General features: G+C 65.4%; 13 protein-coding genes and 1 riboswitch. Of the genes, 5 read left to right on the top strand and 8 right to left on the bottom strand.

Features of this window, described 5'->3' with window-relative positions:
• Window positions 1-360, top strand: a 360-nt coding sequence (locus VGE27_RS06865) for a bifunctional ornithine acetyltransferase/N-acetylglutamate synthase (RefSeq protein ID WP_331048901.1), incomplete at its 5' end; no start/stop codon positions are given.
• A 29-nt stretch (window positions 361-389) separates the two neighbouring features.
• Here VGE27_RS06865 and VGE27_RS06870 read toward each other — a convergent pair.
• The 8 genes from VGE27_RS06870 to VGE27_RS06905 form a co-directional block, all read right to left on the bottom strand.
• Window positions 390-1277 (bottom strand): LysR family transcriptional regulator, encoded by an 888-nt coding sequence (locus VGE27_RS06870; RefSeq protein ID WP_331048902.1) that lies wholly within the window; start codon window positions 1275-1277, stop codon window positions 390-392.
• Between the two features lie 214 nt (window positions 1278-1491).
• Window positions 1492-3054 (bottom strand): amidase family protein, encoded by a 1563-nt coding sequence (locus VGE27_RS06875; RefSeq protein WP_331048903.1) that lies wholly within the window; start codon window positions 3052-3054, stop codon window positions 1492-1494.
• A gap of 171 nt (window positions 3055-3225) precedes the next feature.
• Window positions 3226-4281 carry an LLM class flavin-dependent oxidoreductase gene (locus VGE27_RS06880; RefSeq protein ID WP_331048904.1) on the bottom strand — a complete coding sequence of 352 codons (1056 nt, stop codon included), beginning with the start codon at window positions 4279-4281 and terminating at the stop codon, window positions 3226-3228.
• Window positions 4281-5267, bottom strand: coding sequence for a hypothetical protein (locus VGE27_RS06885; RefSeq protein WP_331048905.1), 987 nt, complete (start codon window positions 5265-5267; stop codon window positions 4281-4283). Before VGE27_RS06885 ends, VGE27_RS06880 begins: the two co-directional genes overlap by 1 nt.
• 59 nt (window positions 5268-5326) lie before the next feature.
• Window positions 5327-5401: riboswitch (SAM riboswitch) on the bottom strand.
• Between the two features lie 103 nt (window positions 5402-5504).
• Entirely contained in the window at window positions 5505-7487 is a 1983-nt protein-coding gene (locus tag VGE27_RS06890) for a methyl-accepting chemotaxis protein (RefSeq protein ID WP_331048906.1), read from the bottom strand.
• 115 nt (window positions 7488-7602) lie between these two features.
• A complete protein-coding gene (locus VGE27_RS06895; RefSeq protein WP_331048907.1) occupies window positions 7603-9723 on the bottom strand; it encodes a M1 family metallopeptidase in 2121 nt (706 codons plus the stop codon).
• A 110-nt stretch (window positions 9724-9833) separates the two neighbouring features.
• The gene (gene ytxJ / locus VGE27_RS06900; protein WP_331048908.1) at window positions 9834-10565 is read right to left on the bottom strand and encodes a bacillithiol system redox-active protein YtxJ; all 732 of its coding nucleotides are present in this window, start codon (window positions 10563-10565) and stop codon (window positions 9834-9836) included.
• A 45-nt stretch (window positions 10566-10610) separates the two neighbouring features.
• The gene (locus VGE27_RS06905; protein ID WP_331048909.1) at window positions 10611-11114 is read right to left on the bottom strand and encodes an Lrp/AsnC family transcriptional regulator; all 504 of its coding nucleotides are present in this window, start codon (window positions 11112-11114) and stop codon (window positions 10611-10613) included.
• Window positions 11115-11185: 71 nt separating this feature from the next.
• On the opposite strand from VGE27_RS06905, the gene VGE27_RS06910 reads away from it, so the two are divergent.
• From VGE27_RS06910 to VGE27_RS06925, 4 genes are all read left to right on the top strand, one after another.
• Window positions 11186-12415, top strand: a complete 1230-nt coding sequence (locus VGE27_RS06910) for an aminotransferase class I/II-fold pyridoxal phosphate-dependent enzyme (RefSeq protein WP_331048910.1) — start codon at window positions 11186-11188, stop codon at window positions 12413-12415.
• Between the two features lie 77 nt (window positions 12416-12492).
• Entirely contained in the window at window positions 12493-13464 is a 972-nt protein-coding gene (locus VGE27_RS06915; protein ID WP_331048911.1) for a 3'-5' exonuclease, read from the top strand.
• A gap of 105 nt (window positions 13465-13569) precedes the next feature.
• The gene (locus VGE27_RS06920) at window positions 13570-14388 is read left to right on the top strand and encodes a LytTR family DNA-binding domain-containing protein (RefSeq protein ID WP_331048912.1); all 819 of its coding nucleotides are present in this window, start codon (window positions 13570-13572) and stop codon (window positions 14386-14388) included.
• Window positions 14385-15512 (top strand): sensor histidine kinase, encoded by a 1128-nt coding sequence (locus VGE27_RS06925; protein WP_331048913.1) that lies wholly within the window; start codon window positions 14385-14387, stop codon window positions 15510-15512. The genes VGE27_RS06920 and VGE27_RS06925 overlap by 4 nt, the downstream gene beginning before the upstream one ends.
• The last annotated feature ends 69 nt before the right edge of the window (window positions 15513-15581 follow it).

A 15581-nucleotide genomic window follows, 5' to 3' on the forward strand; every position in this document is an offset into this window, starting at 1 on the left:
CGCGGGGCGCTGAACGACCACGACGCCTACGTGGTGGCCAAGAGCGTACTCAACTCACCGCTCGTGAAGACCATGGTACATGGTGCCGACCCCAATGTGGGGCGCTTGCTCATGGCGGTGGGCAAGTGTTTTGACTGCACCATTCGCCCGTCGTCCACGGATGCGTGGATCAACGGGTACCAAGTGGTCGCCAATGGCGAGCGTCTCAATTTCGACGATGCCATCGTGCGCGCAACGCTGTCACGTGAAGTGGTGGACCTCGAGATCTCGCTGGGCGTGGGTGACGCCGCGGCGCGTGTCTTCGGGTGTGATCTGACCAAGGGTTACGTGGAGGAGAACGCGGCGTATTACTCGTCGTGATTGTCGGTTAGCCACATGGTGAACGGCGACTACCCGCCGTTCACCACCTGCCGCACGCAGTCCACAAACGTCATCGCCACTTTGGCCGGCGCGCGATCACGCGGCCACAGCGCGACGATCTCGCGCTCCAATACCATGTCGGTCAGCGGCACCACCGCGCAGCGCGATGTGTTGTGCTTGGCGGCTGCCATCTGCGGCACGATACTGAGCCCCATGCCAGCGCCCACCATCTCGAACACGGTGGTGAGCTGCGAACTGCGACACACCACGGACGGGTTCACCTGTTTGGCATTGCAGAATCCTGCCACCTGATCACCCAGGCAGTGCACAGGATCGAGTGTCACCGTGGGCGCGTCCTGCAACTGCGCCAGCGTGATTTTTCCCGCGCGCGCGGCGGGATGCATGGAGGGCACGGCCACCAGCAGCGCTTCGCTGCCCAGCACATCACGCGGCAACGTACCAAAGTCGTACGGCAATGCGGCGATGGCGACATCGATGGCGCCATCGCGTAGCAAGTCGGCGAGCACGGCAGAATAGTCCTCGCGCAGCTCGACACGTGCACCGGGATGCCGGTGCTGCAGTCGTTCCAACGCGGCGGGCAGCACATACGGCGCGATCGTGGGAATCGCGCCCACCGTGATACTGCCAAACCCCTCGGCCACCTCACGTCGCACGGCTTCTTCGGCGGCGCGCACATCGTCCACGATGCGGCGCGCACGGGGATACAGCCCCTTCCCCACATCGGTGAGTGCCACACCACGTCCATGACGCTCGAACAACGTGGTACCCAACTGCTGTTCGAGCCGCTGGATCTGCAGGCTGAGTGACGGCTGAGCGAGGCCCAGTCGTCGGGCGGCGCGGCTGAATGCGCCGGCGTCAGCGACCTCGAGGAACGCACGCAGCAGAGTGATATCCATACGACCTATAATAACAGCCTATTGAACGTATTGATGTTCAGCGATTGCTGGCTATGGCGCGCACTTGTAGCCTCAGGTGTGGGCGTCGTTTGCGCGGGAAGGCGCGGCGGCTCCACAGGGAACGGAGAAAGGGAGGTGGCCAGGAAGGCACGCGGGGGCCAGATCCCCCTGCGTCATCCTTCCTGGTCATCTCCTTCCGTCATTCCAGGACCGCTCAGTTACCGGCGCTCGGCCGGTAGCGCGGTGCCTTCCAGTGCTTCGTCACCTGCTCGTAGTCGTATACGAGCTGAATCAGGCGATACTCACTCCACGCCTTGCCGAAGAAGCTGATGCCGGCCGGCAACGTGCCACCGCGCGTGTACCCCATTGGCACGGTGATGGCCGGGAAGCCCGTGGTGGGCGAGAACAGCTGGCTGTTGTCGCCGTGCGGCGTGTTGAGATCGCCGATGAGCCGTGGCGGGTTGCTCCACGTCGGATAGACCATCGCGTCGAGCTTGAGCGAGTCCATGAGCTGCGTGACAGCGACGCGCACCGCGGCACGTACCTGCTCACGACTGCGGCAGCCTGGATTGTCCTCGGGCATCTGCGTGGCCGCCGCGGCATCACGCAGTCGCTGCTCCACGGTGGGATGGAAGCGTCGACTGCTGATGATATCGGCCAGTGTCTTTACGGGCGCATTGGGTGCACGGGCCGCGAAATAGCGTTCGAGGTCGGCTTTGAAGCGATTGCAGCCACCCTGCTGACGGCGCTGGATGGCGTCGAGCGAATCCACGCGTACCGTATCGAGCACCACGGCGCCCGCCTTGCGCAGATCGGCGACCGCACGATCGAACACCGCGTTCACTTCGGCATCGAGGCCGGGACGTTCGTAGGCCTGACGGAGCACACCAATGCGCGCGCCCTTGAGCGCACCACGCGTGAGCGCATCGGTGTACTTTGCCGACCGCCGATTGTCGGCCTGGGCGGTGACCGTATCGGCGGGATCGCTGTGTGCAATGACATCGAACACCGCGACGGCATCGGACACACGACGCGCCATCGGTCCGGCGATATCGGCGCCTTCGTTGAGCGGAATCACGCCGGCGCGCGACGTGAGCCCCATGGTGGAACGAATGCCGACCAATGCCTGATGCGAGGACGGCCCACGAATGGAATTGCCCGTGTCCGTGCCCAGCCCCAGCGTGCCGTAACTCGCCGCGACCGCAGCGGCGGTGCCACCGCTCGAGCCGGCCGTCACGCGATCGAGCGCGTAGGGGTTGTGCGTGTAGCCCGGCAGGATGGAGCTCACCGTTTCGTACGGTGTGAACGCCCACTCGGCCAGGTTGCTCTTCGCCAGTACGATGGCACCGGCGTCCTTCACCTGCTTCACCATCGTGGCATCCTGCAGCGGCTTCCAGCCTTCGAGCGCGAGCGAGCCGCCGGTGGTCTGCAACCCGATCGTTTCGAAGTTGTCCTTCACGATGAGCGGGATGCAATGCAGCGGGCCCACCGGGCCACGCGCCGCGTACGTCGCGTCGAGCAGTTCCGCGGTGGCGAGGGCCTGCGGATTCAGGGTGACGATGGCGTTGAGCGCGGGGCCTTTCTTGTCGAGCGAGTCGATGCGCGCGAGGTACTGCGAGACGAGGGTCTTGCAGGTCAGGCGACCGGCCTTGAAGGCGGCGTGGATGGTCGCGATCGACGCCGTGTCGATAGGGAACGGACGGCGGGGTTGGGCGTCGAGCGCGGCGGCATGTGTTGCCAGCAGCGCGATGGCGGCAAGAATAGTTTGGCGTGGCATTCGGAGAATATGGCGCCAATTCCTCACGGTATCAGGAGGAGTCAGGGGGAGAGTTGGAAAGAGTGCGGGTCGCAGGACAGCCGTGGTCCTCTTGAACTGCGCCCTCTCCAACTCCTTTCTGACTCCTCTGGAAACCGTGAGGCCGGGGCGCCAAGGCCCGTGGCGACGGGCTTACGCCGCCACGCTCTGCTTCCCCCGGACCAACGGGATCACCTGCTCTGCAAACCGCTCCATCTCTTCGAGCTGCGGGCTGCACTGCAGCAGCAACAGATTCACGCCCACGCGCTCGAACTCCCGAATGCGATCAGCGATCTGCTCCGGCGTGCCCACCAGCCCGGCGCGCAGCCCTCGGTTGGAGACCGAGTAGTCCTGCAGCGACACCTGCTGATCGAGCTGCGTGTTGGCAATCCAGTCCTGATAGTTGCCAAAGCCCGGTGAGCCCGGCTCCACGTTGGTGATGCGCTCGAGTTCCCGCTGCGCTTCGGCCTCCGTGTCGCGCACAATCACATACGCGGCCATACCGTACTGCATCGCCCGCTGCCCCGTGCGTTCACGGCGCGCCTGCATATCGGCCACCTTGGGCGCGACACGCTCGGCGGGATCACCATGCATCACATACGCGTCGCAGGCGCCCGTGATCAACGTCTTCGCCGCGTCCGATTCGCCACCCGCGTACAGCACCGGATGTGGACGGCTGCGGCTCGACACCGGCTTGGGCTCGACGATGAGATCTTCGACCTGGTAGTACTTGCCCTGATAGGTCAGCGCTTTCTGCGACCACGCGCCGTGCAGCACATCCAGCCACTCGGCCGTGCGGGCATAGCGATCATCGTGCTGGTCGAACTGCGTACCGTAGCGACGAGCTTCGTCCTTCCACCAGCTCGAGACCACGTTCAACGACAAGCGTCCGTTGCTGATGCGGTCGATGTTCGCCGCCTGCTTGGCCAGCGTGGCCGGGTGGTGAAACGTCGGGCGCACGGCAACCATCAGTTCGAGACGCTGCGTCACGGCCGCCAGCGCCGCCGCCGTGCTCCATGCGTCGAGCGCCGGGGCTTCGATGCCCTTGATGTCGTTCAGGAACAGTTCGGCGATGAGCGTGAGATCGAACCCGATCTCCTCACTGCGACGTGCCAGACGCTGCACGTACGCCCAGCTCGCATCCATGCCCTCGTCGGGCACATTGCGCAGCCATCCACCAAAGACCGGGAGCCAGTATCCGAAGCGCATCAGCTGGCCGCCGTGGTGACGAGGCCTGCGCGCTCCTCGAGGTAGTCCACCAGCTTCGCGAATGGATCGAAGCCGATCACGTTGACCGCATCAGCCACGAAGTTCGACAACGCGTTCACATCGTAGAAGTAGTGCTGTCCATCGCGGTCGTCCACGAGATACTCGATGCCACCCACATCGATGCCCGCGGCCTGCGAGATGCGCTCCACCTGGGCGATGATCTCGGCGGGCGGATCAGCACGCTCCACACGCATGCCGCTCTTCGGCGCATCAATGGCGCAGGCACCACGCACCAGCTCCGCGCCACTCGTGGTCTGGCACGCGTCGGCCGGGCACAGGTCGAACGATCCCACCGCCGGATACACGTTGATGGCGTAGAGGTACTTGCCGTTCAACGTCTCCACGCGGGTGATGTGGCCGTTGCGCAGCGGCGCGGCTTCCTGCACCAGCGCGGTACCGTCAACACCAAGGTCCACGGTGCCTGCAGCCACCGCAGCTTCGAGCGCCTCGCGCGACTCGTACTTCACGATGCCCGCACCGCTGCCTCCCACGTTCGCCTTCACCAGCACGGGGTAGCGCAGTCCTTCAGCCGCGGCCACAGCCTGCGACGCGTGATTGATCACGCGCGACTTGGGGTACGGCAAGCCGAGTGACTGCAGGAGGTCGAGCTGGGTGGCCTTGGACAGCTCGTTGCTGTAGGCCTGCACGCCGTTCACGATGGGCACACCGAGCCGCTCGAGGTGGCGCAGCCAGTGCAGCGTGTAGAACGTGGTCTGTCCGTGCCCGCGCAGGTACGCCGACGGGCTGGCGCGATTGAAGGCCAGTGACCAGCGCGCTTCCGTCTCGGACGGATCGAAGACATGCGCAGCGGCATCCAGCCGCTCGTACGGAATGCCCCGCGCGTCGAGTTCGGCAAAGAGCGGCCGGAACCAGTCCGGATGCTCGTGATAGATCGCGATGGGGAGAATGGACGGCGACGAGGACATGACCCGCTCCTGCTGCTCACGGTGGCGCCGTCTGCATACGACAATGCCCGGGCAGTGGAAGCCGCCCGGGCGTCGCGTTTTAGCTCTTTGTTTTACGTGGCGGCAATAGGCGGCAAATGACCACGGATCGGTTGTCCCATAGTATTGTCGCCTTTTGTCTATTAGTCAAGCAGTGAGAATCTTAAACATGTACAAATCATTAACTTAGGGCATTCCACACCATTCATCACCATTCGATCACGCCACGGCTCGTCGTCGGGCGTTCAAGGACAACTGATCGGGCAATCGGCCGGCTACGTCCCGGGTCTTGAAACCCTGCACCACCGCCGCCAGATGGCTGGCCTGCGCCAGCAGCTCATCCGATGACGCAGCCCCTTCCTCGGCATTCGCCGCGACCTGCTGCGTCACGCCGCTCATCACCGCCACACCCTTGGAGATCTCGCCCGTGGCCTCCGATTGCTGACGGGCGGCGAGCACGATCTCCTCGATGGCACCGGCCAGACGCTCCACGTGCTGCCGCGCGGCCAGCAGCTGCTCACGCACCTGCTCTTCCCGCTCCACACCACCATTCACGTTGGAGATCTCCTCGTCGATCAGTACGGCCGTCTGCCGCGCGGCATCGGCCGAACGAATGGCCAGGGCGCGCACTTCGTCCGCCACCACTGCAAAGCCGCGGCCTGCGTCGCCAGCACGCGCGGCTTCCACCGCCGCATTGAGCGCCAATAGGTTGGTCTGAAACGCAATCTCGTCGATGGTCTTCACGATGCGGCGTGTGGCATCGGCCGACTGCTTGATGCGCTGCATATCGGCATTGAGTGCGATCATGTTCTCAGCGCCGCGCTGCACACTCCCCCGGGCCTGTTCCGCACTGGCTTTCATCGAAGTGGCCTGCGCCGCCGACTGCTGAGCGCTCGTCGAAAGCGCGGCGATGGCCGCACTCACCCGGTCCGCATGCTCTGACTGCGTGGACGCGCCGGTGGCGAGCTGCTGACTGCTGTCGGCGATCTGCCGGGCCGCACCATCCAATTGCCCCGACGACGCACGCACCTGACGCACGGTGTCAGCAAGCTGCGCGATCGCCGTGTTCAGCGATTGCTGCATCTGCGCGAACTCGCCACGGAACTCACCCTCCATGCGCACTTCCAGGTCGCGCGCCGCAACGGCGGCCAGTACCCGCCGCGACTCAGCGAGTGGCGCGGCCACCGCGGCCACGACCCCCTCCACCCCTTCGAGCACCTCGGCGTAGCGCCCTTCGGCGCCCTCCCGCTGTGCCGTTCCGGTGAGCACTCCCTCGCGTGCCTCCGACGCCAGACGCCCAATCTCACGCACCGTGTGCGCCACGGCGTCCTGTGCACGCAGGCAGTTCCGCATCGACTCCTCGCACTCCACAGCCATGCGATCGACGGCCTGCGCCACCGCGCCGAGTTCGTCGTCCTGCGTATCGTCGAGGCGCGCAATCGCATGGTGTTGCAGCATGACCTGTTCACCGCGTGCGAGCGCAGCGAGGGCACGGCGTACACCTTCCACACCGAAGCGCTGCAGCGTCGCGACCTGTTCGGCGATGCGTTGCATGCGCTGGCCCAGGGATTGCGCGACATGCCACGCGAAGGTGACGCCTGCGACGAAGAACAGCGCAAAGATCACCCAGATGAGGATGGTCGCGCGCGAAAACTGCCGAGTGGTATTGGCTTCGACACTGGCGCTGAGTGCCTGAATCCCGTCGCCGAACGTTTCCATCCGACCTTCGAGTTCGGTGAAGCGCGCGCGAAATCGATCGAGACGTGCCGTGCGTTCCTCCACCGGCAGGTTCGCCCCATTCAGCGCGCTGTCGGCGATGGCCGCGTATGACACAACGGCTGCGCGCAGCTCGGGCAGGAGCGAATCGGCCGACGTCCCGTTCAGCAGGGAGTCCGCAGCGGCCAACGAGCCGGTGAACCGCGCCGCATGTTCCTGCAACGATGCCCGGGACGTTGTGATCGCCGCTGTGTCGTTGCGCGACGCCGCCAGCAGCGCCTCGAGCACATCGCCACGCATGGCGTCGTGCATCATATCGCTGTCCATCTGCAGACGCTGGGCGGTGTTGAACTCCACCAACTCCGCCGTAGCCTCGCGCGCGATACGTAGCGCCCCCTGACCAGCAATAGCCACGGCCAGCATTCCAACCGCACCAAGCAGAGCTACGGCGCGCAATCGCGCGCGCAACGTGCGCAGGGCAAACATTCGACAGGACGTGAGGGCGATGCGTATGCGCACCGACCTCGTCGTCAGCACAAGAGCGCACGCCGATGTGCCGACGTGCGCTCCTTATCAATATCGGACCTGCTGAGCGGGGACTTTAACGACGGGGTGTCGCCGGAAGCGTCTGCGCCGCGACCGGCCACTCGTTGTCAGCCGGATTCCGGTCGGGGAAACGGCGGTTCGGGTCGAGCACGATCTTCTCGATGGGGCGTGCACCGAACATGAGATCGGTGGTGACGGAACGTGCACCATTGAACCACACATCCACCGGAACGGTGACCAGTGCGGTGGTCTCGTCGAGCATCACGGCGTTCTTCATGGGGCGAATGGGTGCGCCCTTGGCCGCGAAGCTCACCTTGAGCACGATCGGCGCCGGCATGTCGCCGTCCTGCGCCACGGTGACCGACATGCGACCGGCCACCGTCTTCACCGAGGCGATGCGACCGTCGACGCTACCGGTGGTGAACAACCAGGAATACCAGAACCAGCCGAGGTCGCGGCCGAGGGCCTTGTTCATGAAGAACATGTAGTCCCACGGCGACGGGTGCTTGAACAACCAGGCGTTGGCCCACTCGCGATGGGCGCGCTGCACAGCGCTGTCGCCCACGATGCCACCGAGCATGGACAGCATGAGCGGCGTCTTGCTGTACGTGGTGAAGCCGTAGAAACCGGGACCGCCGTAGTTGGCGTTCCACATCATGGGGGCTTCGGCTTCGTTGCCCGACGTCTGGCCGTACTTCTGCCCCTCACCGTCGAGCACTGGAGCGCGGCCTGCCGCATCGGCGGCGGACAGAATGTTCATGTACTGATTGAACCCTTCGTCCATCCAGCCATACCACGTCTCATTGTTGCCAACGACCATGGGCCACCACTGGTGCGCCGTCTCGTGATCGGCTGCGCCCTGATTGGAGTTGATGACCATGGGATACTCCATGCCGGCGCTCGGACCGTCCTGCAGCGTGAGCTGCGGGAACTGGTACGGGAACCAGAGCTTGGAGTAAAACTCGAGGGCGTGGCGGGTGATCTGCGGCGCGCGCTCGAACACATTGGCACGACCCGGCAGGAACAGCATGTGAATGGGCACCGGTCCCTTGCCCGGGATCGTCGCCCGCGTGGCCTGCCACACGTACTTCTTGGCAGTGGCCCACGCGAAATCGTTCACCGTGTCCGCATGGAAGCGCCAGGTGAGGCGACCCGTATTGCTCGTCGCCGTGGCCTGACCAGGTCCCACTTCATCGGGCCCGACAATCATGGTGACCGCGTCGGACTGCGTGACCTTGGCAAGCTGTTCGCGTGCGCGCGCGGTGAGCACCTGCTCCGGATTCTGCAGCAGACCGGTGCCGCTCACGATCCAGCCGGCCGGCACATCGACGTTCACATCGAACGTGCCAAAGTTGTTGTAGAACTCCGACGGACCGAGATACAGTTCGGCGTCCCATCCGCGCAGGTCATCGTACTTGGCGACGCGCGGGAACCACTGCGTGGGCTGGAAGAGTGTATCTGCCCAGCGCTGCGTCATGCGGTGTCCGGTACCCGGGCCGCCCGGCAGCTTGTGCGACCAGTCCACCTCGAGCACCGCGCGCGCGCCCGGCAGCACCGGCATAGCGAGGCGAATGCGCGCATTGGTGGAACGACCATTCAGCAGCGTGTTCTCACCGGCGGCGTTGGCCGCCGCGGCCTGTGCCGTCTGAATGGCACGGGCCCCTTCGGCACCAGCAGCCTGCGGCGCGGCGTTCGATGCGATGTTCACCACCGCACCGTTCACCGTCATACGCGAGAACTGCATGCCATCGGTGATCTCCGCAGGCACCCACGGGGCGGCATGTGGCGCGGTGCCGATGAAGTGATTCGGATCGAGACGCAGCCCGATTTCGCGCAGCGAATCAGGGCTGGTGTTGTGCAGTGTGATGCGCGCCTTGCCCGTGAGTCGCGCACTGGCCGGATCGAGCGAGACGTCGATCTGGTAGTCGGTGCGCAGCTGCCAGTAGCGCGCCCCCGGACGGCCCGTGGAGTCGCGCACGCCCGCGCTCATCGCACGACGAATGGCGTTGGTGATGGGAATGTCGCGTCGCACCGCACGTGGCGGACGCTGTCCCGCTGCGGTGGTCGCAGCAGGTCTGGCGGCGGCTGTCTGCGCGTGCGCGCCAGTGGGAACGACCGTCAGGGCCAGCGCGGCCAGAGCGGCACGTACCGGTACAAAAACAGAAGAACGGAACATGGCCTCGGGGGAAGAGCGGAGGGGACCGATCCCCGATAACTAGCCTGCCAAGGCGCCTCCCGTCAGGGTGGGCCCCTTCGGGCGGCTTCCACCGGCAGCCCGGTGGGGCCCTACCCCTTCACCGCACTGGTGAGATTCGCCGCGGTCACCCGGCGATGCGACCCGTGCCACAGCACCTCGCCATTGTGTACGACGATGGCCTGCGGCGACTCATGCTGCACCTGCAACACCTTGGCCAGTGCATTCGACAACGGTCGTTCGGTCTGCACGATGACCATGCGCGTGGGCACATCGGGGTTGGCGGCCACGAAGGCGTCGTACTCGCGCTTCACCGACACCGAGATCGAGCAGGTGACGCTGTGCTTGAAGAGCACCGTGGGCTCGGCTGCCGCGGTCAGTGCGCGGGCTTCCGCCAGCGCCGGGTCGTGCTCGTCCACGGGCACCTGCCACGCTTCCTGCCACACCGGAACCGTCGGCGCGGTCGTCGTGCCTCCGGGCAGCGCCGCCTCGCCCAGCAGCCGGTCGACGGTCGCCGTGTAGGTCCCGTACGACTGCGCACCCGACTGACGGGAGACCAGTGCGCCGTTGCGGAAAGCGAGTACCGACGGCAGTGAGCGCACGTCGTACTTCACCACCGTCTCCACGTTGGCGTCCGCGTCGAGCGTGACCACCTGCGCCTTGCCGCGATACGCGTCAGCCAGACGCTCGAGCACGGGAGACAGGGTCAGACAGGGCGTGCACCAGGCCGCCCACACATCCACCAGCACCAGTCCGGGAGCGGCCAGCACACGCTCTGCAAAGTCCGCATCCGTAACCGCGGGCAGGACAGAAGAAGCACTCATACCCGGAAACTTAGTGGTGTGACACCGGCAGCCCTATGGCGCGGGTTACGGAGCGCCAAATCCGGCGTTCCGAGCGTGTTCGTAGATGAGTGAAGTCTCCACATGCACCACCTCTGGACGCGCCGTGATGGCCCGCAGGATGAGATCACGCAGCTCGTCCGAGTCCCGTACCGCCACCTGCACCAGAAAGTCGGTGGCGCCGGCCACATGGAACACCGCGATGGCTTCGTTCAGCGCGAGCATGGCCTGCCTGAAAGAAGCCACGGCGGCATTGGTTTGCCGCGAGAGGCGAACGGCCACCAACGCCTGCAAGCCGATACCCAGCACCTTTGGATCCACCTCGGCGTGGAACCCGCGCAACGCGCCACCGGCCACCAGACGCTTCACCCGTTCATGGCAGCTCGACTCGGCGAGCCCCACCCGCGCTGCCAGCTCCTTGTTGGTGAGCCGTGCATTCTGCTGGAGGGCCACGAGAATGGCGCGATCGATTCGGTCGAGCGCCTCTGGTTCCAGCAGAGGCCGAATCTTCTTCGGATCTTGGCTTTCCATAATGGATCTCATTCTACAGTCTAATCATCCCACCGAACACCGTCCGCCATCCGAATCCTGCCGGAGGCACCGTGATCCGCCCCGTCCCGCCCGACTTCGAGACCCTGGCCGTACACGCCGGCCGCGCTGACTTTCACGCGCTGGGGGTGCACGCCCCGCCGATCGACCTGTCGTCGACCTACCCGGTACCGGACCCCGAGCAGGGGACGGCCAGCTACGACGCCATGGCGGCAGGTGGCACCCCACAGGGGAGCGCGATCTATGCCCGGCTGCACAATCCCACGGTGGCACGTGCCGAACAGGCCGTAGCCGAGCTGGAAGGCGCCGAGGCCTGCGTGGCGTTTGCGTCGGGCATGGCCGCCACCACCGCCCTACTGCTGGCGGCCGCGATGGACGGTCGCCATGTGGTGGCCGTGCGCCCGCTGTACGGCGGCACCGATCATCTACTGGAGAGTGGACTGCTGCCGATCGACGTGACCTTCGCGCAGCCTGATGCGGTAGCGCAGGCCATTCGGCCCGAGACGTCACTGGTGTTCATCGAGACGCCCGCAAACCCCACACTCGACTTGCTGGATATCGAGGCCATTGTGCGTGCTGCGGGCACGGTGCCGGTGGTGGTGGACAGCACCTTTGCCACGCCCATTCTGCAGCAGCCCCTTCGCCATGGAGCGGCAATGGTGCTGCACAGCGCCACCAAGTTTCTGGGCGGGCATGGTGACGTCGTGGCCGGCGTGGTAGCGACGAGTGAAGCGTGGGCCCGGCGACTACGCCAGGTCCGCATTCTCACGGGTGGCATCCTCCATCCGCTCGCGGCGTTCCTGTTGCTGCGCGGCCTGCCCACATTGCCCATGCGCGTGGAGCACGCGCAACGCACGGCCGGCGTGCTCGTCGAACGGCTGGCCGAACACCCCATGGTGACGACCGTGCACTATCCCGGGCATGGCCTCAGTGACCCGCATGGCCTCATCGGCAGCCAGATGGCCGGGCCGGGCACGTTGGTGGCCTTCGAGGTGCGCGGCGGCGTGGAAGCGGCCAATGCGCTCATGCGTGCCCTCACGCTCATCACACCGGCGGTGAGCCTGGGCTCTACCGATTCGCTCATTCAGCATCCGGCGGGGTTGACGCATCGTCTGCTCGATCCGGCGGTGCGGGAAGCTGAGGGCATCACGGATGGGCTGTTGCGCCTGTCGGTGGGGCTCGAGTCGGCCGAAGCGCTGTGGCGGGACCTCAGCGCCGGTCTCGACGCGGCTGAAGACGTGGCCGAACACACCGAAGGAACACTGGCGATGTCATCGCGCTGACGCGCATGGGGTAGTTTGGTGCGACCCCCACACGGACGCACGACGGTGAATGCGATGGCTGATGCGAAGGTGAACCGGTGAACGGCGAACTCGAATCCCAGTACGAAGCGATGGCGGCGGCACTCGAGGCATCGGGCGACTATCAGGTCGTTCGGCGTCTGGTCGTGCCGCCGTTCTACTCGGCGCCGGAGTCCGTACCGCCTGGGACGCCGTTGATGCGGGGACTCGTCGTGGACGTGGAAACGACGGGTCTCGACACCAGTCGCGATGCCATCATCGAGTTCGGTGCGGTGCCCTTCGACTTCGACAGCGAGGGCCGTGTGTACACCGTACATGCGCCCCTGTCGTATTTCGAGGACCCGGGACGACCCATTCCCGCCGAAGCCGCGGCCATCACCGGCATCACCGACGAGGATGTGCGCGGCAAGCGCATCGACGATGCGGCGGTGCTGCAGGCGTTGGAGCAGTCAGTGCTGGTGATCGCGCACAATGCCGGCTTTGATCGCCGCATGCTGGAGCGGCGCTTTCCGGCATTTGCCGCGAAGCACTGGGCGTGCTCGCAACAGGAGGTGCCGTGGGTGCGCTTTGGCAGCCGCAGCATGAAGCTCGACTACCTGCTCTATCGCATGACCGGAGCGTTTCACACGGGGCACCGCGCGGCGGACGATTGTCTGGCGACGCTGCACCTGCTCGCGGCAGCGCGTGCCGAGCCCGCGGATCCGTCCACAGGAGATGCGTCCGACGCAGTGTTGGAAGCAGAACTGAATCCTCTGCGCCTGCTGCTGCAGAATGCGCGCAAACGTACCTACCGACTGTGGGCCACGGGCACGCCGATCGAAGTGAAGGATGTGCTCAAGGCGCACGGCTATCGCTGGTTCCCGGGCAGCGAACAGCGGCAGAAGGGCTGGTACCGCGACCTGCAATCCGACGAGGCGTTGGCCGAGGAGCAGGTGTGGCTGCAAGAGCACGGTTACGGCGGTCGCGTGAATCCCAACTGGAAGATCGAGAAGTTCACGGCACTCGAGCGCTATTCGGAGCGGATGGGCTGACGGTCCTCGAAGCCCGTGTATGTTGCGACGGTGACCGGGATGCCTATCGCGACACCATGCGCACATGGACATGGACAGCGCGGGCGTGGCAAGCGAACTTGGCACATGATCTCCCGTGTGCTGATTGTCGACGACGAACCGCTGGCGCGTGAACGCCTGGCAGAGCTCACGCGCCGTCACGCGCCGGATGCTTCACTGCGCGAAGCCGGCAATGGTGCCGATGCTGTGACACTCATCGGCTCCTGGCGCCCCGAGGTGGTCCTGCTCGACATCCAGATGCCGGGTGGTACCGGGTTCGATGTGATCGAAACGGTGGGCACCGATCGGATGCCGGCCACGCTCTTCATTTCGGCCCACGACGAGTTCGCGTTACAGGCATTCGAGGTCGCGGCCGTCGACTACTTGCTCAAGCCTTTCGACGATGCGCGATTCGCCACCGCCTGGAAGCGTGTATCTGAACGCGTCGCGACCGGGGCGGTACTGGAACAGGCGCGCATCCTTGGCGCCATGCTCGGCGCGCGTACACCCGCCGGAGCGGCAGACGAGAAACCCACAGCCTCTGCGTCACGAACGCCCGTCGGCGGACGCTGGGCCGATCGCATCGTCGTGAAGCACGACCAGCGCACCATGGTGGTGATGTTGGCCGAAGTGCAGTGGATCGAGTCGGACGGCAACTACGTCGTGCTGCACGCCGGTAAGGAACGCTATCAGGTGCGCGAGACACTCACGAGCCTCGAGTCACGGCTCGATCCGCGACGGTTCCTGCGCGTGCATCGGCAAACCATTGTGGACATGCGGGCCATGAAGGAACTGCAGCCCTGGTTTGGCGGCGATCAGATCATGATCCTGCGCGACGGAACCCGGCTCAAGGTCAGTCGTAACTATCGCGCCGAAGTGGCCAAACGACTCGCTGGCGAAACATGAGCGGCATGCGCACGTGGCGGGTGCGTACCGCGCTCCTGGGTTTCTGGTTGTTGCCGACCATCATCGGCACGATCGGGTTTCATCTGGTGCCCTCGCGGCTCAATCCCAGCCTGCCCACGGCGGCGTTGTTTCTCTCGCAGTTCGTGATGTGGGGCGCGTGGGGGCTATGGACCGCGGTCATCTGGTATGTGGGCGACCGTGTGCCTTTCCGCGCCGGCGAACGACTCCGCGCGTTTGTCGTGCACCTGCTGCTCGCGGCGCTGATCGTGTTCGTGCAGATCTTCGTGTATGCAAAGACGTCGGTGGCGTTCGGACTGGACGAACCGCGCGGCTTCGAGAGCACGTTGGTCATCGGCATTCGCTCCAATGGCGACGTGTTCCTCGTCATCTTCTGCGCCATCGTGGTCGCACAGATGGCCATGCGTTGGTACGACGAGTGGCAGGCGGAGCGCGTGTTGGCCGCCCGGATGGGGGAAGATCTGGCACAGGCGCAGCTGCGCGCACTGCAAGCCCAGCTCAATCCTCACTTCCTGTTCAATGCCCTGAACTCCATCGTCACGCTGATCGGGCGCGACCCGGCCATGGCGCAACAGCTCGTGGTACGCCTCGCCGACTTGTTGCGTGCCACGCTTCGAGCGGGCGATGGACAGGTCATCCCGTTGGCGCAGGAGCTGGAGTTCACCCGGCGCTATCTGGACATCGAGCTGGTACGCTTTGCCGATCGGTTGCGCGTGGAATGGCCAAGCGGTGTGATGCCCGCCGCGATGGTACCGGCCTTTGCCCTGCAACCGCTCGTGGAGAATGCGCTACTGCACGGCATCGCGCGGCAAACCGGCGCCGGCATGGTGTCCATCAGCACCTCACGGGAGGAGAACCATCTTGTGCTGCGTGTGACCGACACCGGCCCAGGCTTGTCTGCCGACACCACGTCTTCGGGCGCGGGCACCGGATTGCTGAACCTGCGTGCTCGCCTCTCGCGACTCTACGGCGAGGATGCCGTACTGCGCGTGCAGGATGGTGCGACGGGCGGCGTGGAGGCCGTGCTGCGCTTGCCGTTCGTGCCGGAGGAGATGGGCACGCACAGGATCACGGTGGGTGCGAGCGACGTACCCGCCACGCGCTGACCGCGGCCGTCGTACTGATTCCATTGGCTGTTGGCCACATAGACGAAATGGTCTCGCCAGATGGTGCCG

The organism is Gemmatimonas sp. (assembly GCF_036405635.1).
GTDB lineage: Bacteria > Gemmatimonadota > Gemmatimonadetes > Gemmatimonadales > Gemmatimonadaceae > Gemmatimonas.